This is a genomic window from Tessaracoccus zhenghani (assembly GCF_055326325.1).
Genome location: NZ_JBUZNQ010000002.1, coordinates 394,287 through 416,912 on the forward strand (window position 1 = coordinate 394,287; position 22,626 = coordinate 416,912).

Annotated in this window: 24 protein-coding genes; 19 read left to right on the plus strand and 5 right to left on the minus strand. The window is 69.5% G+C overall.

All coding sequences use genetic code 11. From position 1 onward, the window contains the following. Positions 1-19 precede the first annotated feature (19 nt). The 4 genes from ACZK4S_RS05670 to ACZK4S_RS05685 all read left to right on the plus strand — a co-directional run bounded on the left by ACZK4S_RS05670 (position 20) and on the right by ACZK4S_RS05685 (position 5,067). A complete protein-coding gene (locus ACZK4S_RS05670; RefSeq protein ID WP_463643649.1) occupies positions 20-502 on the plus strand; it encodes a hypothetical protein in 483 nt (160 codons plus the stop codon). A gap of 80 nt (positions 503-582) precedes the next feature. Next, the gene (locus ACZK4S_RS05675) at positions 583-837 is read left to right on the plus strand and encodes a WhiB family transcriptional regulator (RefSeq protein WP_076060315.1); all 255 of its coding nucleotides are present in this window, start codon (positions 583-585) and stop codon (positions 835-837) included. A gap of 7 nt (positions 838-844) precedes the next feature. After that, entirely contained in the window at positions 845-3,826 is a 2,982-nt protein-coding gene (locus tag ACZK4S_RS05680; RefSeq protein WP_463643650.1) for a glycosyltransferase family 2 protein, read from the plus strand. Continuing rightward, complete coding sequence (locus ACZK4S_RS05685; protein ID WP_463643651.1) at positions 3,823-5,067, plus strand: DUF5719 family protein; 1,245 nt, start codon at positions 3,823-3,825, stop codon at positions 5,065-5,067. The genes ACZK4S_RS05680 and ACZK4S_RS05685 overlap by 4 nt, the downstream gene beginning before the upstream one ends. A gap of 21 nt (positions 5,068-5,088) precedes the next feature. On the opposite strand, the gene ACZK4S_RS05690 is transcribed toward ACZK4S_RS05685, so the two are convergent. Continuing rightward, on the minus strand, positions 5,089-5,526 hold the full coding sequence (locus ACZK4S_RS05690; RefSeq protein ID WP_463643652.1) for a metallopeptidase family protein: 438 nt from the start codon (positions 5,524-5,526) through the stop codon (positions 5,089-5,091). A gap of 37 nt (positions 5,527-5,563) precedes the next feature. On the opposite strand from ACZK4S_RS05690, the gene ACZK4S_RS05695 reads away from it, so the two are divergent. From ACZK4S_RS05695 to ahcY, 6 genes are read left to right on the plus strand one after another with little or no spacing between them, the layout of a single operon-like run. After that, on the plus strand, positions 5,564-5,944 hold the full coding sequence (locus ACZK4S_RS05695; RefSeq protein ID WP_255362903.1) for a DUF3499 domain-containing protein: 381 nt from the start codon (positions 5,564-5,566) through the stop codon (positions 5,942-5,944). A 22-nt stretch (positions 5,945-5,966) separates the two neighbouring features. Further along, positions 5,967-7,325 (plus strand): phosphohexomutase domain-containing protein, encoded by a 1,359-nt coding sequence (locus tag ACZK4S_RS05700; protein ID WP_076060326.1) that lies wholly within the window; start codon positions 5,967-5,969, stop codon positions 7,323-7,325. A gap of 26 nt (positions 7,326-7,351) precedes the next feature. Next, positions 7,352-7,540 carry a Trm112 family protein gene (locus tag ACZK4S_RS05705; RefSeq protein WP_076060328.1) on the plus strand — a complete coding sequence of 63 codons (189 nt, stop codon included), beginning with the start codon at positions 7,352-7,354 and terminating at the stop codon, positions 7,538-7,540. Then, on the plus strand, positions 7,537-8,559 hold the full coding sequence (locus tag ACZK4S_RS05710) for an SIS domain-containing protein (protein WP_076060331.1): 1,023 nt from the start codon (positions 7,537-7,539) through the stop codon (positions 8,557-8,559). Before ACZK4S_RS05705 ends, ACZK4S_RS05710 begins: the two co-directional genes overlap by 4 nt. 16 nt (positions 8,560-8,575) lie before the next feature. Then, positions 8,576-8,998 (plus strand): type II 3-dehydroquinate dehydratase, encoded by a 423-nt coding sequence (locus ACZK4S_RS05715; RefSeq protein WP_463643653.1) that lies wholly within the window; start codon positions 8,576-8,578, stop codon positions 8,996-8,998. Continuing rightward, entirely contained in the window at positions 8,964-10,433 is a 1,470-nt protein-coding gene (gene ahcY / locus ACZK4S_RS05720; protein ID WP_463643654.1) for an adenosylhomocysteinase, read from the plus strand. The genes ACZK4S_RS05715 and ahcY overlap by 35 nt, the downstream gene beginning before the upstream one ends. A 72-nt stretch (positions 10,434-10,505) precedes the next feature. Here the strand turns inward: ahcY and ACZK4S_RS05725 are convergent, their stop codons facing one another. After that, positions 10,506-10,748 carry a DUF3039 domain-containing protein gene (locus ACZK4S_RS05725; RefSeq protein ID WP_182764474.1) on the minus strand — a complete coding sequence of 81 codons (243 nt, stop codon included), beginning with the start codon at positions 10,746-10,748 and terminating at the stop codon, positions 10,506-10,508. Positions 10,749-10,814: 66 nt separating this feature from the next. Between ACZK4S_RS05725 and ACZK4S_RS05730 the strand changes: the two genes are divergently transcribed. Further along, entirely contained in the window at positions 10,815-12,173 is a 1,359-nt protein-coding gene (locus tag ACZK4S_RS05730; protein ID WP_463643655.1) for an MFS transporter, read from the plus strand. Here ACZK4S_RS05730 and ACZK4S_RS05735 read toward each other — a convergent pair. Further along, positions 12,155-13,276 (minus strand): serine/threonine-protein kinase, encoded by a 1,122-nt coding sequence (locus ACZK4S_RS05735; protein WP_463643656.1) that lies wholly within the window; start codon positions 13,274-13,276, stop codon positions 12,155-12,157. The genes ACZK4S_RS05730 and ACZK4S_RS05735 overlap by 19 nt on opposite strands. Positions 13,277-13,333: 57 nt before the next feature. Here ACZK4S_RS05735 and ACZK4S_RS05740 point away from each other — a divergent pair, with 57 nt between their 5' ends. The 3 genes from ACZK4S_RS05740 to ACZK4S_RS05750 all read left to right on the plus strand — a co-directional run bounded on the left by ACZK4S_RS05740 (position 13,334) and on the right by ACZK4S_RS05750 (position 16,939). After that, the gene (locus ACZK4S_RS05740; protein ID WP_459397307.1) at positions 13,334-14,185 is read left to right on the plus strand and encodes an RDD family protein; all 852 of its coding nucleotides are present in this window, start codon (positions 13,334-13,336) and stop codon (positions 14,183-14,185) included. A 10-nt stretch (positions 14,186-14,195) separates the two neighbouring features. Next, positions 14,196-16,346: a 4-alpha-glucanotransferase gene (gene malQ / locus ACZK4S_RS05745; protein WP_463643657.1), complete on the plus strand. Its 2,151-nt coding sequence runs from the start codon at positions 14,196-14,198 to the stop codon at positions 16,344-16,346. Positions 16,347-16,420: 74 nt separating this feature from the next. After that, a complete protein-coding gene (locus ACZK4S_RS05750; RefSeq protein WP_076060348.1) occupies positions 16,421-16,939 on the plus strand; it encodes a hypothetical protein in 519 nt (172 codons plus the stop codon). Between the two features lie 9 nt (positions 16,940-16,948). Here ACZK4S_RS05750 and ACZK4S_RS05755 read toward each other — a convergent pair whose 3' ends face one another. Next, a complete protein-coding gene (locus tag ACZK4S_RS05755; RefSeq protein ID WP_143570906.1) occupies positions 16,949-17,578 on the minus strand; it encodes a YbaB/EbfC family nucleoid-associated protein in 630 nt (209 codons plus the stop codon). Between the two features lie 53 nt (positions 17,579-17,631). Here ACZK4S_RS05755 and ACZK4S_RS05760 point away from each other — a divergent pair, with 53 nt between their 5' ends. Both ACZK4S_RS05760 and ACZK4S_RS05765 read left to right on the plus strand, forming a co-directional pair. After that, positions 17,632-17,958 (plus strand): hypothetical protein, encoded by a 327-nt coding sequence (locus tag ACZK4S_RS05760; RefSeq protein ID WP_463643658.1) that lies wholly within the window; start codon positions 17,632-17,634, stop codon positions 17,956-17,958. Further along, positions 17,955-18,824 carry a WXG100 family type VII secretion target gene (locus ACZK4S_RS05765; protein WP_463643659.1) on the plus strand — a complete coding sequence of 290 codons (870 nt, stop codon included), beginning with the start codon at positions 17,955-17,957 and terminating at the stop codon, positions 18,822-18,824. Before ACZK4S_RS05760 ends, ACZK4S_RS05765 begins: the two co-directional genes overlap by 4 nt. A 5-nt stretch (positions 18,825-18,829) precedes the next feature. Here ACZK4S_RS05765 and ACZK4S_RS05770 read toward each other — a convergent pair whose 3' ends face one another. Continuing rightward, entirely contained in the window at positions 18,830-20,191 is a 1,362-nt protein-coding gene (locus ACZK4S_RS05770) for a nicotinate phosphoribosyltransferase (protein ID WP_463643832.1), read from the minus strand. Between the two features lie 21 nt (positions 20,192-20,212). On the opposite strand from ACZK4S_RS05770, the gene clpS reads away from it, so the two are divergent. From clpS to ACZK4S_RS05785, 3 genes are read left to right on the plus strand one after another with little or no spacing between them, the layout of a single operon-like run. After that, the gene (gene clpS, locus ACZK4S_RS05775; protein WP_076060360.1) at positions 20,213-20,506 is read left to right on the plus strand and encodes an ATP-dependent Clp protease adapter ClpS; all 294 of its coding nucleotides are present in this window, start codon (positions 20,213-20,215) and stop codon (positions 20,504-20,506) included. Then, positions 20,503-21,102 (plus strand): DUF2017 family protein, encoded by a 600-nt coding sequence (locus ACZK4S_RS05780; protein WP_463643660.1) that lies wholly within the window; start codon positions 20,503-20,505, stop codon positions 21,100-21,102. The genes clpS and ACZK4S_RS05780 overlap by 4 nt, the downstream gene beginning before the upstream one ends. 9 nt (positions 21,103-21,111) lie before the next feature. Next, positions 21,112-22,539, plus strand: coding sequence for a tyrosine phenol-lyase (locus tag ACZK4S_RS05785; RefSeq protein WP_463643661.1), 1,428 nt, complete (start codon positions 21,112-21,114; stop codon positions 22,537-22,539). The last annotated feature ends 87 nt before the right edge of the window (positions 22,540-22,626 follow it).

Sequence of the window (22,626 nt, forward strand, 5' to 3'; positions counted from 1 at the left end):
GCAGCCGTCTGGAGGAACCATGCGCGACACCCGGTTCGTGAGGCGTCTCCTCGCGGTCGTCCTGGTGGCCTCCGCGGTGGTCCACGTGAGCGCGCTGCTGCTCGTGGGGCTGGTCCTCCTTCCCGTCGGTGAGTCCGGCCGCAACTTCCTCCTCTGGCCGCTGTCCGTGACGGCGCTCGTGGTGAGCCTCGGTGTCGTCGCCTGGGGGGTCACCACGGTGGTCCGGGTGTCCGCCATGGCGGCGCCGCAGCCGCCCCCGGTCCGCCAGGCTCCCGCCCAACTCCCGCCCCCGGAGTCGGCCCCTACTCCCGAGGGCCACTCGACGGTGATCAACCCCAAGCGGGAACCCGCCGGATCGCCCCAGACACCGTCGGAACAGCAGTCGCAGCGGCCCCCCGGCACATGGTCGACCTCGACCACCCCTTGGCCCCGCGCCGACGAAGAGGATCCCAACGGCACCCTGATCCGTCCGCCGTCCAGGGTGAACAACCGCAATGCGTGAATAGTTTCGACGGATATCCGCCTTCCGCTTGACCGATCAAAATCACTCGTGTGTAATTCAAGTCAAGAAAGGAGGGGTACATGGACGAGACATGGGAGCTTTTCGCCGATGAGGGGGCTTTTGCATGGCAGGCTGAAGCGCTGTGTGCCCAAACCGATCCGGAAGCCTTCTTCCCTGAGAAGGGTGGGTCGACCCGTGATGCGAAACGGGTCTGCCTGAGTTGCACGGTGCGCACCGAATGTCTCGAATACGCCCTCGCCCACGACGAGCGTTTCGGCATCTGGGGCGGGCTTTCTGAGCGGGAGCGCCGCAAGCTCAAGCGCGCTGCCGGCTGAGCACCTCGTGACCGAGGAACCGCAGCGCGGGGTGATCGACGACGACCTGTGGTCGTGGATCGAACACGAAGACCCCGTCGCCGACGTCCCCGAGATCGATCCTTCTTCTGTGGTCGCCGTCATGGTGACCCACAACGCTGCTGAATGGCTGCCCCGGCAGTTGCTGTCCGTCGCGATGCTGAGCACCCGGCCCGGCCGGATCGTCGTCGTCGACACCGGCTCCACTGATGAGACTCCCGAACTGGTGGCGCGGGCGCTGGACGAGGGCGTCATCGACGACTTCCTCAGAGCCGACGCCACCACCACGTTCGGTGGCGCGGTCCGCACGGCGCTCGCGAACACCGAACCGGAGTGGGTCTGGCTCCTCCACGACGACTCCGCACCCCACAAGGACGCTCTGGCGCATCTGCTGGAGGGCGCCCGCCAGGCCGACGTCGTGGTGCCGAAACTCCTGCAGCCCAAGCGCCGCAACTATCCCGAGACCCTCTCCGAGGTGGGCCAGGCCATCACCCCGGGCGGGCTCCGGGTCCCCATGGTGGAGGCTGGCGACGTCGACCAGGGGCAAACCGAGCCGCGCGACGTGCTGGGCGCCTCCACCGCGGGTCTGCTGATCCGCGGCGGCACCTGGCGCGAGGTGGGTGGCCTCGCCCCGGAGGTGGAACGACACCGCGACGGCGTGGACTTCTGCTGGCGCGCCAACGCGCTCGGTTTCCGCGTGCTGACGTGGCCGGCGGCCTCGCTGCACCACCGGCGCGTGGGGCACACGGGGGAGCGGCCCTCGAAACAGCATCCCCACCTCGACGACAGGCTGGCCGCGCTCCGCATCGCCGGCGCCCGCGGGGCCTCGGGATTCGGGCTGGCGGCGGCCTCGGTGTTCCGGGCGCTGGGCTTCCTGCTGGGCAAGTCGCCGTCGTTCGCCGCTGCGGAGATGCGCGCGCTGAGCAGGTACCAGCGCAGTTCGTCCCTCACCCAGTCGCTGAAGGACCGGTTCCCCGCAGAGGACATGACGCCCCCGGACCTGCTGCCCAACCGCTGGTGGCCGGTACGCAACGCTGCGGACAAGGTGGGCCACGGGCTGTCCGAACGCTACCGCAACCTCACGGACGTCTCGGCGGACACCTCGATCGACGAACTCACCGGCGACGACTTCGCCGGCGGGCAGATCCGCCGCAGGGTCTTCTCACCGGTGACCGCCCTGGTTGTCGTCCTGCTCGTCGCGGCCTTCATCGCCGGCCGCACCCTGCTCGGCGCCGGCCCCGTTTCTGGGGGCGGCCTGCTGCCCGCGCCGTCGTCCCTCGGTGCCGCCTGGAAGGCCTACCTCACGGGCGAGGCCCCCTGGTTGGGCCTGGCCGCGTTCGCATCGCTGGGCGGGCTCGGCAGCCCCGGCTGGTTCGCGTTCCTCGCCGTGCTGTTGACACCGCTGCTGGCCGGGTTGGCCGCTCTCGCGTTGCTGCGGCGCGTGGGGCTCGCCGCGGGGCCTGCTGCCGCGGTGAGCGCGGTCTGGGCCGGCGCCACCATCCTGTTGGGCCTGGTGACGGCCGGCGACGTCAGCGGCATGGTGCTCTCGGTGGCCGGGCCGTTGTTCGCTCGGGCGGTGCTCGCCGTGGTGCGCAACGAGGCCAGCGGGGCCGAACGGCTCCGCGCGCCTGCGGGCGCCGGCTTCTGGCTCATCGTGGTGGCCTCGGTGTGGCCCGCCGCTCTCCTCTTCGTGACCATCGCGGGCGTCGTCTGGGGCACGCGGCACCGCCACCGCGTCGTCGACGTGGTGGTGGGGGTGCTGCCCGCCTGGGTCTTCCTCGCCCCTTGGCTGCCGACCCTCGCGCGCTTCCCGGGCCGCCTGCTGACGGGGGTGGACCCGCTCGCGTGGCCGGATTTCCCGCCCGCCTCGTACGCGCTGGTCGTGGGTCGCATCCTGCCGTCGGGCCTACCGGTGTGGGCCAACGTGGCCTTCTTCGCTGTGCTGGGTCTCGTGGCGCTGTTCGCCGTCGCCGGGCTCAGGTACCGCCAGTGGCTCTGGGCGCTGGTGGGCATCGGGGCGCCCCTGGTGGTGGGCACGCTCCTGTCGCGGCTCACGCTCGAGGTCGACGGGGGCACGGCCCGCGCGCTCCTCTCGCCGTGGGCGCTGCTCGTGGTGGCGGCGTTGCTGGCACCCGTCGTGTTCACCGAACGGGACGCGGGCCGCACACGGGTAGCGGCGCTGCTGGCGCTGGTGCTGGCCGCCCTGCTGGCCTTCGGCACCTGGGGCTGGGTGGGCTTTGCCGGCCCGGTCCGTTCCACCACCAGCGTGCTGCCGGGCTATGTCCGCGACGTGATGTTCTCCCCGCGTGACACCAGAGCCCTGACCGCCGAGTTGTCGCCGGACGGCACCGTGGACTGGAACGTCGTGGACGCTCGCCAGCCGCGCTGGGGTTCCGCGGAACGCAATCCGGCGGGGTCCTTCGCCGGCCAGTTCAACACGCTGGTGCACGCCATCGCGAGCGGTTCCGTGCCGGACGACCTGGCTGAGCGGCTGCGGCTCATGGGCGTGTCCCACGTGTGGCTGCGCGGTTTCGACGAGGACCAGCGGGCCGCCATGGACAATCTGGAGGGTCTGGTGGGGGCCGCCGCGGACGACCGCTCCGTCGTCTGGACGGTCAGCGGGCTGGTCTCGCGCGTGACCTTCATGGAGGACGAGCTGATTCCTGTCACCGACGGTCATCTTGCGGAGGGTGGAGCGGGACGCCAGCTGGTCGTCGCCGAACCGGCGGGGGCAGACTGGGTGGCCACGCTCAATGGCCGGGAGCTCGAGCGCACCAGCGGGTTCTCCTGGGCGGCCCTGGACACCGAGATGCTCACGTTCGACGCGGGCGCCGAGGCCGGTGAGCTCGTCGTCGAACCCGCGCCGCGCGAGGGCAGGTTCGTGCTCCACCTCCTGGTGATGCTGGGCCTCGCGCTGCTCGCCGCGCCAACCCTGGGCGCCGCCACGGCAGCCCGGAGGGGGCAGGAATGATCAGGCGGATTCTCGTGACCCTCGTGGCGTTCCTGATCATCGGCGGCATCGCGGTGGGGCTGTCGCTCCTGACCCCGGCCCGGGTGCCGGCCTCGGCGACGGTTGACCTGCCCCGCACCACGCGGATGACCTGCCTGCAGTCCGGCGACGCGCTGGCCTATTCGACCGGGACGATGACCGCCGCGGCCACGGAATCCGGCGACGAGGTGTTCTCCGGCACAGGGTCGGGCCTGTTCGCCGAGGTGGACGGGCCGTTCGTGATCGGCGCCGATGCGCTTGCTGTCGCCGGCATCTACGCGGCCGGGCCGGCGCGCACGTTCGCGCCCTGCGCGCCCGCGGCGACGTCCGGCACCATCGTGGTCACGGAGCCGGGCGACGCCGAACTGCTGATCACCAACAGCGACGCCAACGAGGCCATCGTGGACCTCACCCTCCTCGGCCCGGACGGTGAGGTGGCCGCCATCGGGGCCCGCGGCATCGCGGTGGCCCCCGGTGTGTCCCGAAGGATCGCGCTGTCCGTGCTGTCCCCGGAGGGGCCGGTCGGCGTGTCGTTCAGGGCCAGCGAGGGGCGCGTGGCCATGGCTGCGGTCAACGTCGAGGGACGCGCCGCGCGGTACGTGGCACCCACGCGCCCCGCCTTGGAGCACCTCATCGGGGGCGTGCCTCCGGGGGCCTCAGCCGTGCAGCTGGTGATCAGCAACCCGCGCGAGGAACGCGCCGACATCACGGTGACCGCGCTCGGCGCCACGTCGTCCTACGAACTCGCCGCCACCGCAGACCTGAGCGTGGAGCCCATGTCCAGCGTCGTGGTGCCCATCGCGGACTCGTTGGGCGGCGAGGCGAGCGCCATCCGCGTTGAATCCACCCAGGAGGTGGCCGCAGGAGTGGTGGTGAGCGGCCCGACGGGGAGCCCCGCCACGCTGGTCGACGTGGAGGCGGCGCCGGAGCTGGCGGCCACCACGATGGGCGGCGCGCTCCAGATCACGAACCCGGGCACGAACCCGGTCGAGGTGAAGGTGTCTGCGGGGGAGGAGCTCGAGCTGACGGTGTCGCCTGGGACCACCGTCGTGCAGGTGCTCCCGCTGGCCGCCCAGCAGCTCATCACGCTGACGGCGGACGGCCCGGTGATCGCATCTGCCGCCACGTCCGAAGCGACGGGCACGATCATCGTGCCGTTGGGCGGTGTGGTCGATGAGCCGCGCTCGGCGGGCACGGCGGAACTGGACGCCCACCTGAGGTGAGGCGCCTGGGTGGGGTTGGGGTCAGTCCCAGTCGTCCCAGTTCTCGTCGCCGCCCAGGTCTTCGATGCTCCGGCCGGTGAGCGTGCTCAGCTGCTCGACGATGGTGCGGTGCACCAGGCGGCGCAGCTCTCCGCGCGACGAGGCGCGGTGCTCGAGCGGGCGCTCGAAGATCACGATCTGCGCCTTCCGGCCCCGGCTGGGTTCCATCGCGGCGGAGAGCGGCACGCGGTCTCCCGTCCAGCCGCCGCGCAGGTGGGGCACCTCCTCGACGCCCACGATGATACCGTTCAGCGCATCGGGGCAGGCGCCGGCGATGTCGACCATCGCGTTGGTGACGCATTCGTTGAAGTAGTCCACCCGTGTGGGGCGGCCAAGCGGCACAGGCCTGCCCGACAGCGGGTTGGGCGTGGCCAACGGGCCCCGCATTCCGCGGTCATGTCGGTCTCTTCTGCGTGGCATGTCGCCACTCTAGTAGCGGGTGAGATACCTTGCTCGGGTGCGTTCCTGTTCCCGTACCGCGTGTGCCGCCCCAGCGGTGGCGACGATGACGTACGTCTATGCAGACTCCACGGCGGTCCTGGGGCCCCTGTCGCTGACGCCGGAGCCGGGTATCTACGACCTGTGCCAGCGTCACGCGGAGCGCACCAGCCCGCCGAACGGCTGGGAGATGATCCGGCTGCCGCTCAACGGCTCCGCCCCCGCGCCCGTCCAGGAGGCGTCAGACGACCTCATGGCGTTGGCGGACGCGGTGCGGGCCATCGGCCTACGGCATGACGACATCGCGCCGCCGCTGACGAGCGTGGTCATCCCCGCCGTCGCCACTGCGCCTGACCCGGCCCGAGGCGGCCACCTGCGGCTCGTCCCGACGGGTGAGTGACCAGGTTCGCTACCCTGATCAGGTGCTTGAGCGAGACATCTTCAAGGCCAACGACATCCGCGGCATCGTCGTCGGCGACAAACCGCAGTGGGACCTGGACGGGGCCCGCGCGCTGGGCGCCGCCTTCGTCGAATTGCTGGGCCCCGAGGAGTTCGTGCTCGGCCGCGACATGCGGGTGCTGGGCCGCGAACTCTCCTGGGCCTTCATCGACGGGGCCCGCCGCGCCGGCGCCTCCGTGGTGGACATCGGCCTCAGCTCCACAGACCAGTTGTGGTTCGCGTCGGGCCATCTGAGCCTGCCGGGTGTGCAGTTCACCGCCAGCCACAATCCGTCCGAGTACAACGGCATCAAGTTCTGCCTGGCGGACGCCAGGCCAGTGCCGCCGGATTTCATGAACCGGCTGCGTGACCTGGCCGCCTCCGTCGAACTGGGCGGGGAGGTGCGGGGCGAGATCCGCGAACTGGACTGCCTGGAGGACTACGCGGACAAACTGGGTGACCTGGTCCCGGCCACCGGGGAGCGCGAACTCACCGTCGTCCTCGACGCCGGCAACGGGATGGCCGGTCACACCGCGCTGACCGCGTTGGCAGGGCGCTCGCTCGACATCGTCGGCCTCTACCTGGAGTTGGACGGCTCGTTCCCGAACCATCCGGCCAACCCCTTGGAACCGGCGAACCTCGTCGACGCGCAGCGCGCCGTCCTCGACAACGACGCCGACCTCGGCCTGGTCTTCGACGGCGACGCGGACCGCTGCTTCATCATCGACGAGCAGGGTGAAGTGGTGGACCCCTCGGTCATCACGGCCATGATCGCGGTGGCCGAGCTGGTGAAGCATCCGGGCTCCACCATCGTGACCAACACCATCACCTCCTGGGGCGTGGGCGAGGCCGTGGAGGCGGCCGGCGGCGCCATCCGGCAGTCGCGTGTGGGCCACACCTACGTCAAGGCCCTGATGGCCGAAACCGGCGCCGTCTTCGGCGGGGAACACTCCGCGCACTACTACTTCCGCGACTTCTGGTCGGCAGACACCGGCATGCTCGCCGCGCTGCACGTCATCGAACTCCTGCGCTCCGCGGACAGGCCGCTGTCGCAGCTGGCCGCCGTCTACGACTCCTACCGCCGCTCCGGCGAGCTCAACTCCACCGTCGACGACGCGGAGGCCTGCATGGACGCGGTCGCGGCCGCGTTCGAGGGCAGGGGAGAGGCGGACCGGCTCGACGGGCTGAGTGTCCGCAACCCCGCAGAGGGTTGGTGGATCAACCTGCGGCCCAGCAACACCGAACCGCTCCTGCGGCTCAACGTGGAGGCCCGCCAGCAGGCCACGATGAAAGCCCTGCGCGACGAGGTCCTCACCCTCGTCCGGGCCGGGCAACCGAACTAAGCTGACTTCACCACTGAGGAGGAACCATGGCCGAAACTCTCGAGCTGTCGCCCGAATTCATGGCGATCGCCGCGTGCCCCGCGTGCCACGCCAAGTTCGCCGTCGACTACGACCAGCAGGAACTCGTGTGCACCAACAACGCCTGTGCGCTGGCTTACCCGGTGCGCGACGGGATCCCCGTGCTGCTCATCGACCAGGCCCGTAGCACGCAGTGAACGGCCCCCAGTTCGACGATTCGCGCCTCGAAGCTGCTGATCTCGAGCAGCACGAGGGTCTTCGCGCCCTGGCCATGGCCGGTGCCCGTATCCGGCGCGCCGCGCTGACCGAGCCGCACGGGCACCTCGAAAGGGCAGACCGCCCCCGGGGCGTACTGGCGATGGGCGCCGAGTCCAGGCTCGTGCGTGCGGTGCTCGAACCCGCCTGCCCGGTGCCGTTCATGGCCTGGCCGGGCCCCGGGCTGCCCGCCTGGGTGGGTCCGCTGGACCTCGCGGTCATCCTCGGCACGACGGACACTCCCAGCTGGGTGGTGCAGTGCGCCGCGGAGGCCAATCGTCGTGGCGCCACGCTGATCGTCGCCGCCCCTGAGGGCTGCGAACTGACGGAGGCGACGCGCTCCAACTCCACCACGCTGATCGCGCTGGAGGAGAACGACCCCGTGGCGGCCGCTGTCTCCGTGCTGGCCCAACTGGGGGCGCTGGGGCTCGGGCCGCTGGTGTACCCCGAACACGTGGCAGATGCGGCAGACCTCGTGGCCGAGGCGTGCGCGCCCAGCAACGACCTGTCGGAGAACCCGGGCAAGGAACTGGCGCTCGCGCTGGCAGACAGGCTGCCGCTGATCTGGGGTGGCACCACGCTGGCCGCGCGTGCGTCCCGGCGCATCGCCGAGGCGGTCCGCCGCGCCTGTGGCCGCCCCGCGCTCGCCGCCGATGCGTCGGAGATCCGCACCCTGCTGACGTCCGCCCCCATCCGTGACCCGTTCGCAGACCCCTTCGACGGTGACTCCGAGACCCAGCCGGTGTTGGTCCTCCTCGACGACGACAAGCTCCCGGATCGGGTGTCCGGCGTGGCGATGGATCTGGCGGACGTGGCCGAATCGCGCGGCCTGCGGGTCGCCCGGGTCTCGTCCGGCGACGCGGACCTGGCCGCCACGGACGTCGAGCGCTACATGACGCTGCTGCAGAAGGGCCTCTACGGCGCCGCTTACCTGGAGATCGGCCTGACCGCCACCGAGTGACCGATATCCTCAGCGCATGCGCAAGGTTCTCGTCCTCAACGGCCCCAACCTCGGCCGGCTCGGTACCCGTCAGCCGGAGATCTACGGTGGGGTGACGTACGCCGGCCTCGCCGAGCACCTCGTCGAGACCGGTGAGGGCATGGGCCTCGAGGTGGACGTCCGGCAGACGGAGCACGAGGGCCAGATGATCGAGTGGCTCCACGAGGCTGCCGACGGTGACCTCCCGGTCGTCCTCAACGCAGGGGCCTGGACGCACTACTCGTATGCCATCGCGGATGCTGCGGCGCTGACCACGTACGTGGAGGTGCACATCTCCAACGTGCATGCCCGCGAGGGTTTCCGGGACCACAGCGTGCTGTCGGCGAAGGCGGCCGGCATCATCATCGGCTGCGGCGTGGGCGGATATGACCTCGCGTTGGCCCACGTGGCCGCCATGTAGAGTTGGGCCCGTGGATTTTCGTGTAGCTGACCTGTCCCTGGCCGATTTCGGCCGCAAGGAGATCACCCTCGCCGAGCATGAGATGCCCGGCCTGATGGCCATGCGCGAACGGTTCGGTGACTCCAAGCCGCTGAAGGGCGCCCGGATCGCCGGGTCGCTGCACATGACCATCCAGACGGCGGTGCTGATCGAGACCCTCGTCGCGTTGGGCGCCGACGTGCGCTGGGCCTCGTGCAACATCTTCTCCACCCAGGACCACGCGGCCGCGGCCATCGCCGTCGGCCCGGACGGCACGCCGGACAACCCGCAGGGTGTCCCGGTGTTCGCGTGGAAGGGCGAGACGCTGGAGGAGTACTGGTGGTGCACCCGCCAGATCCTCGAATGGCCGGACGGCCGGCACCCCAACATGATCCTCGACGACGGTGGCGACGCCACGCTGCTCGTCCACCAGGGCGTCGGCGCCCAGCGCGCGGGCGAGGCCCCGGCTGACGCCGACGACGACTCGCACGAGTTCCGCGTCGTCAAGCAGACCCTGCGCGACGCGTTCGGCAAGGTGGACTGGGAGGCCCTCGCCGCGTCGATCCAGGGCGTGACCGAGGAGACCACCACTGGCGTGCACCGCCTCTACGAGATGTCGAAGAACGGCACGCTGCTGTTCCCGGCCATCAACGTCAACGACTCGGTGACCAAGTCGAAGTTCGACAACCGGTACGGCTGCCGTCATTCGCTCATCGACGGCATCAACCGCGCCACCGACGTGCTGATCGGCGGCAAGGTCGCCGTCGTGTGCGGCTACGGCGACGTCGGCAAGGGCTGTGCGGAGTCGCTGCGCGGCCAGGGCGCCCGGGTCGTCGTGACGGAGGTGGACCCCATCTGCGCGCTGCAGGCCGCGATGGACGGCTACCAGGTCACCACGCTCGACGACGTGGTGGACACCGCAGACATCTTCGTCACCGCCACCGGCTGCCTCAACGTCATCTCGCACGAGCAGATGGCCCGCATGAAGCACCAGGCCATCGTCGGCAACATCGGCCACTTCGACAACGAGATCGACATGGCCGGCCTCGAATCGCGCACGGATGTGCAGCGCGTGGAGATCAAGCCGCAGGTCCACGAGTGGCGCTTCGACGACGGCCACTCCGTCCTCGTCCTGTCCGAGGGGCGCTTGCTGAACCTGGGCAACGCCACGGGCCACCCGTCGTTCGTGATGAGCAACTCGTTCACCAACCAGGTGCTCGCACAGATCGAGCTCTTCACCAAGCCGGCCGACTACCCGGTGGGCGTCTACGTGCTGCCGAAGCAGCTGGACGAGGAGGTGGCGCGCCTGCACCTGGGCGCGCTGGGCGTGAAGCTCACGGAACTGTCCGCTGCGCAGGCCGCCTACCTGGGTGTGGACGTCGCCGGCCCGTACAAGTCCGAGTACTACCGCTACTGAGCGAACCCGCTACCGAAACGAGTCGCCGGCGAGCACCTGCTCGCCGGCGATTCCTTTGCCCAACAGTTGGTGTTACTCGCCCGGCCTCAGCGTCTGCCAGATCTCCTTGCACTCAGGGCACACCGGGAACTTGTCGGGGTTCTTGGTGGGCACCCAGACCTTGCCGCACAACGCCACGACCGGCGTGCCGGTGACCATGGCTTTCATCAGCTTGTCCTTGGGCACGTAGTGCGAGAAGCGGTCTTGGTCGCCGTCCTCGAACAGCTCCGTGCGCTCGTCAACAACCGTCTGGGATCCGGGGGCCAGTTCACTCATGCGACAGATTCTACGTGGCCGCGCAGAGACACGTGCGGCACAATGGGGCGCGGCCAAGGAGGTTTCATGACGCAGGGACGGTGGGCGCTCATCGTGGGCATCATGCTGAGCGTCTTCGCGGTCGCCTTCCAGGCCATCGGCATCGCGACGGCGTTGCCCACCGTCATGGAGGACCTGGGCGCCGCCGTCCTGTACCCCTGGGCCTTCACCACCTTCGTGTCGGGCATGCTGTTGGCCGTCATTGTGGCCGGCCGGGTCACGGATCGGCGCGGCCCGTCGCTGCCCATCTATGTGGGCTTCGCGCTGTTCGGCATCGGGCTGGTGATGGGCTGGCTCGCTCCGTCGGTATGGGTGCTGCTCGCCGGCCGCGTCGTCCAGGGCCTGGGTGCCGGCGCGCTCAACCTCACGCTGATGGTGATCGTCGCGCACGGGTTCCGGCCCGAGGACCGCCCCAAGGCCATGGCGTTGGTGTCGTTCTGCTGGCTGCTCCCGGCCTTCGTCGGCCCGCCCATCGCCGCCTGGCTGACGCTGACCAACTGGCGGCTGGTCTTCGCCGTGATGGTGCCGCTGATGGTCATCGCGTTCGCCATCACGTTGCCCGGGCTGCGGCGCGTCCAGGCGGAGTTCCACGGCGACGGCGACGTGCCGCCCGTCCCGGTCGCCGCCACCATCGCGGTGACGCTGGCGCCGTCGTTCATCCTGCTCGCCGGCCAGCCGCTGGGGCTCTGGCGTTGGGTCTCTGCCATCGCGGGTGTGGCCGCGTTGGCCTGGGGGCTCAAGCGCATCATCGCGCCCAAGGCTTTGGGCTTCGGGCCCGGTATCCCGAGCATCGTCCTGGCCCGCGCCACCCAGGCGGGCGCCTTCTTCGCGGCCGAGACCATCGTGCTGGTCACGCTCCAGCACCTGCGCGGCTACACGCCGTTCCAGGTGGGCCTCGCGCTCACCGTCGGCAGCCTCGGGTGGACCCTCGCGTCGTGGTTGCAGGCGCAGCGCTGGGTGCCCCTCAGCCGAGACGCCTTCATCACGCTGGGGGCGGCACTCTCGGCGTTCGGGATCGCGACGCTGGTGGCTTTCGCCTGGTTCCCCGGGATGCCGCTGGCGGCCGCGCTGGCCGGGTGGATCGTCGCAGGGCTGGGCATGGGGCTCACGATGCCCAGCAGTTCCGTGGCGGTGATGGGGTTGTCGTCGCAGTTCGAGCAGGGGCGGCACCAGTCGTCGCTCCAACTGGCCGAATCGGTCGGTAACTCCGTGGTGACCGCGGTCGCCGGCGGCATCTACACCGCACTGCTGTTTGTGGAGCCGAGGAAGCTCAGCTACACGGTGTCACTCGGTGCGGTGCTGCTCCTCGCGGTGGCGGCCATTGCGCTCAGCCGACGCATCGGTTGGATCGAGAACGAGTTGCGTGCTCAGCGCGTGAGCACGTAGATGGTCAGCCAGATCGTCAGGCCGAGCAGGAGCATGGCGGAACTGGTGACCCACACGTAGAACCACGGCGAGTGTGTCTCGACCGACTTCTTCGGGGCGTAGCGACCGCGGCCGATGTAGTTGTCCAGCATGGAGGCCGGGGTCTCGCTGCGCGAAGGGAGACTGCCACCGTTCTGCCTGCCGCCGCTGATCAGGGCGCCCATGGGCTGCGGCGCGGAGGGCATCTGCCCGATCACCGCCGTCGTCGAGGTGATGGGCCGCGGCTGGTACGAGTCGCCGCCGGGGAGCTTGTCCGCCAAGCGGTCCAGGACCTCCGCGAACTGGGCGGCGGTCTGGGGGCGCCGGTTGGGATCCGGCGAGAGGGCAGAGGCCATCAGCTGGTCCAGCAGTTCCGGCGCGCCGATCTGGTCCGCGATGGCGGCCGGGCCGATGGTGTGGTTGCGGCTGAGCAACTCCGCGAGCGTCTTGACCGGGAACGGCGGACGTCCGGTCAGCAGGGCGTAGGTGACGCAGGCCAGCGAGTAGATGTCCGAGCGCTGGTCCAGCTGCGACGAGTTGGCCTGTTCCAGCGCCATGTAGGCCGGGGTGCCGGCCGTCATGGTGTCGCGGTACTCGTCCAGCAGCGACTTCGCCACGCCGAGATCTGCGAGCATCACCCGCACGCCGCCAGACGAGTTCGTGAGCAGGATGTTGCCGGGCGTGATGTCGCGGTGCACCAGTTGGTTGCGGTGCAGCACCTCGAGCGCGCGGGCGGCCTCGGCGCAGAGCCGTAGCGCCAGGCCGGGAGCCACCATGCGCTTGCGCAACTGCTCCAGCGACCCGCCGTTGGCGAGGTCCATCACGAAGTAGGGCTGCCCCCGGTCCGTGGTGCCGATGTCGTAGACCCGCACGATGCGTTCATCCGAGATCCGGCGCAGGAGGCGCGCCTCCGCCAGGAAACGGGCGCGCACATCGTCGTTGGTGGCCCAGTTATCGGCGAGCACCTTGACGGCCACCGGCACGTCGAGCGTGTCGTCCTGGCCGCGGTAGACGGTGGCGAAAGACCCGGACCCGATACGTCCGGTGATCCTGTAGCGCCCGATCATCTCCATTGCGATAAGCATTCTCCCCTAAAAACAAGCCGCCGGGGAAGTCCGCTGATCTCTGGCATCCTTGGAACCATGACGAATACCCCGCAGCAGCCCCCCGCCGGTTGGTACCCGGATCCCGCCGGATCCGGGGGTGAGAGGTTCTGGGACGGCGTTGCATGGTCGCAGTCCACCCGGGACAAGGCGGCTCCCGAGGCAGCGCCGGGCGCAGCCCCCGGTGGGTCGGCCGGGGCGTCCGGCTACGGCGCGACGCAGTCCTACGCCGGCCCCCCACAGCAGCGAGAGCAGCCCCAGCAGCAGTACAGCCAGCAGCCCTACGGGCAGCAGCCCCAGTACGGACAGCAGCCCTACCAACCGCAGTACGGGCAGCAGCCCTACGGCGGCGTGCAGGGCTACGGCGCCGGCTACGGAGCGCAGCAGCTCCCGCGTCCGGCCGGTTTCTGGTGGCGCGTGCTGGGCTTCATCCTCGACGGCCTCGTCATCATGATCCCCAACTGGCTGGTGGGTGCTGCCACCGGCATCACGGCCCGCGCCACGGGCGCGATGGAGCAGTGGTTCCGCGACCTGATGGTCTGGTCCGAGAGCCAGACCACAGCGCCGCCGGATCTCCCGGCGGACTTCAATGAGGCGGTCCTCATCTTGTCCCTCATCCAAGTGGCGGTGTGGGCGGTGTACCGCATCGCCATGTACGCCTGGAAGAGCGCCACGCTCGGACAGATGGCCATCGGTGCCCGCACGGTGCCCGCCGCCAACCCGGACGCCAAGATGGGCTGGGGCACGATCGTCCTGCGCTCCATCGTGTCGCCCGTGCTCTACGCGCTGTCCTTCATCGGGCTCATCAACGGGCTCTTCGCGGCCTTCACCCCGCGCAAGCAGACACTCGCAGACCTCATCGCGCGCACCGTCGTCCTGAAGATCCGATAGGGTCGTTGCGGTGAGCGACGTGTACCCAGGGCTTGCCCAGCTGGCGGAGAAGTTCGGCATCGCCCAGGAATTCTGGGATTGGAAGGGCCGCCACCAGGCCATTCCTGCCGAGACCATCATCGAGGTGCTCCGCGCCTTCGAGATCGACGCCTCCACCCCGCAGGCGGCCGATGACGCGCTCACCCGGCTGGAGGACGACCGCTGGCGCCGCACCCTCCCCGCGTGCACCGTGGCGGAAGAGGGCCAGGGCATCCACGTCGACGTGCACGTCCCCGCCGGGACCTCCGTCGAGATCTCGGTGCGGCTGGAATCCGGCGAGACCCGCAGCACGTGGCAGTCGGAGAACGCCAGACCGGACCGGTGGGTCGACGGTGCACCCATCGGGGAGGCGACCTTCTGGCTGGGCGACGACCTGCCCATCGGTTACCACGAGATCGTGGCGCACACCGTCGCCGGCACGCACCGGTCGTCGCTGATCATCACGCCGAGCTTCGTCGGCTTCCCCACGCGCATGCGCGGCAACCGGATCTGGGGCTACGGCACCCAGCTGTACTCGGTCACCTCCTCGCGTTCCTGGGGCATCGGCGACCTGGGCGACCTGGCAGACCTCATCACCTGGTCCGGCACGCGCCAGTTCGCCGGCTACGTGCTGATCAACCCGCTCCACGCGGCTGAGCCGGCACCCCCGATCGAGCCGTCGCCGTACCTGCCCGCCAGCCGCCGGTTCATCAACCCCATCTACATCCACCCCGAATCCATCCCCGAGTACGCCACCCTCGGCAAGGACGAGCGCAAGCGGATCAAGCTGTTGCTGGAGCAGGCGCAGGAGGCGGCCGACACCTCCGGCATCGTGGACCGCAACGCCATCTGGCCGTTGAAGCTCGAGGCCCTGCGGATCATCCACGGGGCGGGCATGCGCCCGGCCAGGCACATCGCGTTCCAGGACTTCCGCGGCCGCGAGGGCATCGGCCTGCGGTTCTTCGCACTCTGGAGCGCACTGAGCATCGAGTTCGGTCAGTTATGGGCGGAGTGGCCGGAGGCCTACCGCTCGCCCTCGTCGCCCGCGGTGGCTGCCTTCGCGGAGGCGAACGCCGAGGAGGTGGACTTCTTCGAGTGGCTGCAGTGGGTGGCGCAGACGCAGGTGTCCGCCGCCCAGACCGTCGCCGACGAGGTGGGCATGCCGGTGGGCATCGTCACAGACCTCGCCGTCGGCGTGCACCGCTACAGCGCGGAGACGTGGATGATGCCTGACGTGTTCGCCCAGGGCATGAGCGTCGGAGCGCCGCCGGACCAGTACAACCAGTCGGGGCAGGACTGGGGTCAGCCGCCCTGGCGCCCTGACCGACTCGAGGAACTGGCCTACGAACCGTTCCGCGCCATGGTGGCGGCGGCGTTGCGCCGCGTCGGTGGCCTGCGGGTCGACCACATCATCGGCATGTTCCGCCTGTGGTGGGTGCCGCAGGGGTTGGGCCCCACCGCCGGCACCTACGTGCGCAACAACCATGAGGCCATGATCGGCATCCTGGCGCTGGAGGCTCAGCGCGCCCAGGCGCTCGTCGTCGGGGAAGACCTCGGCACGGTGGAGCCCTGGGTGCGCGACTACCTCTCGCGCCGCGGGCTCCTCGGCACCTCGGTGTTGTGGTTTGAAGCGGGGCTTCAGGGGGAGCCGCTCGACGCGCAGTGGTGGCGCGAGTACTGCATGGCCTCCGTCACCACCCACGACCTGCCGCCGACGCTGGGCTACCTCGCCGGCGACCACGTCCGGCTCCGCCACGACCTGGGGTTGCTCACGGAGCCGCTCGAGACCGAACTCGCGGGGGCGCAGCAGGAGCAGGCGGACTGGGTGACCAAGCTCATCGTCGACGGACTGCTGGATCCCGCGCACCGCGACGACCCCGTCGAGGTGATGCTCGCGCTGCACAAGTTCCTGCTGCGGACCCCGTCGAAGGTGCTGCTGGCAGCCCTCGCGGACGCGGTGGGGGAGCGCCGGGCCCAGAACCAGCCGGGCACCATCAACGAGTACCCGAACTGGCGGGTCCCGTTGGGCGACGCCGCCGGGAAGCGGCTGGATCTGGCGGAGATCTTCCAGGCCGAGCTGCCCCGGCGCCTGGCCGCGGTGATGAACGGGTTCGACAGCCAGCCCGAGTCGCGCTGGGGCTGACCCCGCCCGGGTGAGGCGGCGTCCTGCGCCCTGCGGTGCGGCATACTCGGGCCAGTCGTTGAGGAAGGTGCCCCATGTTTGATCCCGTCAAGATCTACGCGGACGAGTTCGCCCAGGTCCTCGAGCCGGGGGAACGCACCGTGGCCGCGCCGTACGTCGCCTACATGGCGGGTAGGGAGCAGACCGGCCCCGAGGACAATGTCGTCACGTTCGACATCATCGACGGATTGACGGTGCCCAAGTGGAATCGGGCCGCCGAATCCGCCATCTCGGGCCTGACGTTGAACGGCTCGCAGGCATCCCTGGCCGCGGGCGTGGCACGGGCTTTCGACGGACACGCCCACCTGGTGTTGACCGACGCGCGGGTGCTCGCCGTCGACCTGCCGGTGAACGGCACCCCCGTCGTCAAGGGCGCCTGGCCGCTCGATGCGGTGGCGGAGATCCGGCACGACCCACGGCTGGGGCAGCACGGCCGGCTGCGGCTCACGATGTCAGACGGCTCGATGGTGCGGCTCGTCGCAGGCCTGTTCTTCTGGCGGCGCGCCCAGCGGCTCGTCACGGCGTGGCGTGAGCTTGTCGGCCTCGCGCGGTAACAGGCTGCGCTAGCTGAGCTTGCGCAGGATCTCGTCGAGCTGGTCGTCGACGGCGGCGAGGCGTCCTTCCAGGGCGGTCATGTCCGTGTCGAAGTGGCTGAGCAGCTTGTCCAGGGTTTCGCTGAGCGGCTGGGCGTCGTCGCGCCCCACCTGCGACGAGGCGAGCGCCCGGTTCGTGGCCGCGGGCACCTGGGCCAGGGTCTCCGGCCGCACGTCCTGTACGTAGCAGGCCGTGAGACGGCGCGTCCTCGCGTCGACCTGAATGACCACCGCGCCGTCGTCAGAGGCTCCCTCGAAGGTGCGCAGCACGTCTCCCGCCGGAGGCGCATCGTCATCCGGGAGCACCCCCGTCTCGAGCACCGCCCGGAGTTGCGGGGAGAGCAGGCTGCCGGATGCGACGCGGCTCTCGATGTCGCGCTCGGCGTGGGCCAGTGCGTCGTTGATGGCCTGCACGAGGGCGGTCCCGGCCTGGGCCGGCCGTTCCACCGGCCCGGCGTCGGTGGACAGCACCGACAGGCCGCCGTCGACGACGGCCGTGGCCGTGCCGTCCTGGCTGTGCCCGGTGTAGGTGGCCTCGGCGAGTGCCATCAGTTCCCTCAACTGGGGGCTGTCGAGAGCGTCGCGTGGGAAATCAGACATGAAGGAATTGAAGCATGACCAGGGGTGGACCCTGCGTGACGTAGGTTGGGCCGGTGACAGATTTCGCGGTGAGTTACCCGGACCTACGCGCCGCCGGAGAGCGTTTCGGCGAGATGCACACCACAGCAGCTGACCAGGTGTCGACGCTGGGCTCGGTGCAGCTGACCCAGGCAGACTTCGGACGCGTCCCGTGGTTGCAGACGCGCATCTTCGAGGCATTCCAGGAGCACACCGCCGAGTGCACCACGGTCCTGCAGGAACTGGCAGAAGTGCTGGGCTCCACGTCCGATGGGCTCGAGTTGTGCGCAGAGTCGTACGAGGCCATCGACGCCGCCGCCACTGAGGCCATCAACAACTTCTTCGGGGAGGCCGGGCAGTGACCGAGTACAACAACTCCCTGGACTCCTGGTACCAGCAGTGCCCGTGGCCGGTGCAGCAGGTGCTCGAATGGCCCTACCAGAAGACGTCTGAGGCGCTGCGCTGGATCACGGGTGATCCCAACATGGTCGCCGGCCACGCGCCCACCTACGACGCCATCGCCCAGCGGGTGCAGCAGTTGGCGGCGGAGGTGGAATCGGCCCGGGCCGGCATCGGGATGTGGGACGGCCAGGCCCGGATGGCGTTCGACGCGAAGATGCAGCAGGTGCGTCAGAGACTCGAGTCACTGGCGCCGGCCATCTCGCAGACGCAGGAGATCCTGCGCTCAGCCGCGGAGACGAGCGTCAGCTGCGCCAACCTGATCCTCGACATCATCCGCGGCGTCATCGAGTTCCTGGTGTCATCGCTGGCGGTGGCGGGCGCGTTGGCCGTCTTCACGGCCGGTGCGTCCGCGGTCGCCTGGGTAGCCGCGAACCTGGCCAAGGGTGCGCAGGCGTTGGCCAGCGTGCTGAAGGGGGTCGAGCGGGCCGCCAAGGTGCTCCAGGCGCTGGCGCGGGCCCTGACGAAGATTCAGGCCGTGATGAAGAAGGTGGCCGACGTCCTCAAAGCCATCCGCGAGCTGTTCCTGGCCATCGAGAAGGCCAAGAAGGGCACCGGGCTGGTGGACAAGGCAGTGCTCACCGCGCTGGCCGCCCCCATCAAGATCCCCACCAACCTGGCGGGCAACGCCGCGCTCGGCGGGGTCAGCGCCGTGACCGGGGTGCCGGGCCTGTCGATGCCCGGCGGCGTTGGCGAGGTGCTCAACGCCGGAGGTGACGCCACCGACGCCGTCGGAAGTTCCAACGAGGCGGTGGGTGCCGCGCGCTGACCGCGTCAGAGGTTCGTGACGATCGGTGCCGCCTGGTACGGGTTGGTCGTCACATCGCCGGCGGCGTCCAGGATGACGGTCTCCAGCGCCGGGTCTCCCTTCGAGATCCGCAGGGCGGACATCGGCAGCTCAGCCAGGGACTCGCGGTGGCGGCGTCGGGCGTCGTCGAGCGTGGCGTGATGCACCAGCTCGCCGCCCTGGTAGATGGGCACCAGGAGTTCGCGGTCGTTGCCGTCGTTGACCGGCGGGGTGCCCAGCCCGATCACCTCGGATTCGGCCCGCCCGTCGGGGCCCAGCCGGCGCATCGCGAACTTGCGGCCGCCCAGCGTGTTCTTGCCCTTGGACTTCTTCCCGACCGGCACCCACGGGGCGTCGGGCGCCTCGGATTCGGCGCGGGCCACCAGCTTGTAGACGAAGCCGCACGTGGGGTGCCCGGAGCCCGTCACCAGCGACGTGCCGACGCCGTACCCGTCGACGGGGGAGCCCTGCAACTGGGCGATCTGCCACTCGTCGAGATCCGAGGTGACCATGATCTTGGTGGCCGTGGCGCCGAGGTCGTCGAGGAGGTCTCTCGCCTGGCGGGCCATGATGGCGAGGTCGCCGGAATCCAGGCGGATGGACCCGAGCCGGCCCTCCGTCAGCTCGACGCCCAGCCGGATGGCGGCCTCCACGTCATAGGTGTCGACGAGCAGCGTGGTGTTGTCGCCCAGCGTGGCCAGTTGGGCGCGGAACGCGTCCTCTTCCGTGTCGTGCAGCAGCGTGAACGAGTGGGCGGCGGTGCCGATCGTCGGGATGCCGTGGGTGCGGCCCGCCTCCAGGTTCGACGTGGACGCGAAGCCCGCCACGTATGCGGCACGGGCGGCGGCGACGGCGGAATATTCCTGCGTTCGGCGGGCGCCCATTTCCGCGCACGCCCTGTTGCCGGCCATGGCCGTCATGCGCGACGCTGCGGCGGCGATGGCGGAATCGTGGTTGTAGATGCTGAGCAGGACCGTCTCCAGGAGCACCGCCTCGGCGAAGGTGCCCTCGACGGACAGCACCGGGGAACCGGGGAAATACACCTCACCCTCGGGATAGCCCCAGATGTCGCCGGTGAACCGGTAGGTGGCCAGGTACTCGGCCAACTCGTCGTGGATGATGTTCTTCCCCAACAGGAAGCTGAGCTCCTCGTCGCCGAAGCGGAAGTTCTCGATGGCATCGATCGCACGCCCCAGGCCGGCCACGACGCCGTAGCGGCGGCCCTCGGGGAGGCGACGGGTGAACAGGTCGAACAGACTCCGCCGCTGCGCGGTGCCGGCGTTCATCGCCGCCTGCACCATCGTCAGCTCGTAATGATCGGTCAGCAGGGCTGTGGTCATGCGCTTCAGCGTAGTGGCAGAGTAGGGGGCATGAGCCAAGCACCAGCAGGAGGGGTTGAGGTCGTCGAGCAACCCACGGAGACGCCGTTGAGCGCCGCGCCGTGGGTCACCATCGTGTGGGATGACCCAGTCAACCTGATGAGCTACGTCACCTACGTGTTCCAGGAGTACTTCAAGTACCCGCTGGAGAAGGCGGAGGAGCTCATGCTGCGCGTGCACCACGAAGGCAAGGCTGTGGTCTCCACCGGCAACCGCGAAGCCATGGAACGCGACGTGCTGGCCATGCAGGGGTACAACCTGTGGGCCACGATGGAGCAGTCGTGACCCTGGAGCCTGAGGACATCGTCTGGGAATTCGACGGCGCGGACGGCCGCGACAAGGGGCTGGCCTCCATGGTGCGGTTCTACACCCAGCACCTGGAGGAGCTCCTCCCCGCCGAGAGCGACGACCCGTTCGAGCAGATCGTCGCCGACATGTCCGACGACCCCACCAACCGGATGCTGGCCAACCCCCGCCTGGCCCGGCTGTTCCCGGCCGCCCTGGGCGACGCGAAGCAGACCGACGAGTTCTGGCGCGACTCCATCCACGCCCAGACGAGGGCGCGGATCGAGGCGGCCCAGGTGGTCGTGGACAATCTGGACGCCTACCACGACTACATCCCGGTGACGCTCGGCGCGGTCGACGACTGGGCCCGCACCCTGGGTGCGCTGCGGCTGTTCTGGTGGGCCGAACTGGCCGGCACGGAGCGGTTGGCCCAGCCCACGCCGGCGGTCGCGTCCGCGAACCCCGGCCTGGTGGACCTCGTCGAATGGCTGGGCTACATCCTGGAGGACCTCATCGATTCGCGGGAGCGCTGCCTGCGTACCGGGTCCGTGTACGACCCCGACGATTACGAACCATTGACAGGCCCAGACGCCTAGTATCGGTGGATGCCAGGAGCCGCGAAACCACCCACCTCCCTGCACACCATGGGGCAGCAGCAGGACCGCCGCAGCTGGGCTGAGCCCTACCGGATCAAGATGGTCGAGCCGCTGCACATGACCACCGCCGAGGAGCGGAAGGCGGCGCTCGCTGAGGCCGGGTACAACACCTTCCTGTTACGTTCGCGGGACGTGTACATCGACCTGCTGACAGACTCCGGCACCAACGCGATGAGCGACCGCCAGTGGGCCGGCATCATGCTGGGGGACGAGGCCTACGCCGGCAGCGAGAACTTCTACCACCTCGAACAGACCGTGCGGGAATGCTACGGCTGGGAGTACCTGGTGCCGACCCATCAGGGGCGCGGCGCGGAGAACCTGCTCTCCCAGAGCCTCATCAAGCCGGGCGACCACGTGCCCGGCAACATGTATTTCACCACCACCCGCTTCCATCAGGAGCGCGCCGGCGCCACGTTCCACGACATCATCATCGACGAGGCGCATGACTCGCACTCGCTGCACCCGTTCAAGGGAAACGTCGACCTGGAGAAGCTCTCTTCGCTGATCGACGAGGTGGGCGCCGACAAGATCCCGTACGTGTGCGTCGCGGCGACGGTGAACATGGCCGGCGGGCAGCCCATCTCCATGGCGAACCTGCGTGCGGTGAGAGAACTCACCCAGCAGCACGGCATCCCGATCTACCTGGACGCCACCCGGGCGATGGAGAACGCACTGTTCATCCAGGAGCGCGAGGAGGGCTACGCGGACAAACCGATCGCCGAGATCCTGAGGGAGTTCTGTTCGCACACCGACGGCGCCACCATGTCCGGCAAGAAGGACCCGCTGGTCAACATCGGTGGTTGGCTGAGCACGAACAACCGCGAACTCTTCGAGGAGGCGCGCAACCTGGTGGTGGTCTACGAGGGCCTCCACACGTACGGCGGGATGGCTGGACGCGACATGGAGGCCATGGCGATCGGCATCCGCGAGGCGCTCAACGACGACTACATGAAGAGCCGCGTCGGCCAGGTCCGGTACCTCGGCGCCCTCCTGGAGCATTGGGGCGTCCCGTTCGTGAAACCGGTGGGAGGCCACGCCATCTTCCTCGACGCGCGCGACTTCTATCCGCATCTCGGGCAGGACCAGTTCCCCGCCCAGACCCTGGCCGCGGAGCTGTATCTCGAGTCCGGGGTCCGGGCCATGGAACGGGGCATCGTGTCGGCCGGCCGTGACGCCGTGACCGGTGAGAACCACCGTCCGAAGCTGGAGCTGACACGCCTCACCATCCCGCGGCGGGTCTACACGCAGGCGCACATGGATGTGGTGGCCGAATCGGTGAAGGCCTGCTTCGACCACCGCGAATCCGTGCGTGGGCTCAGGATGGTCTACGAGCCCCGGTACCTGCGCTTCTTCCAGGCTCGCTTCGAACCCCTCTGAGTTCCCCAACGATGTGGGCGTGCAAGCCTCGGTCCAGGGAAGGGCCCTGCACACCCACATAGTTGGAGGATTGGGGCAGAGGGCTAG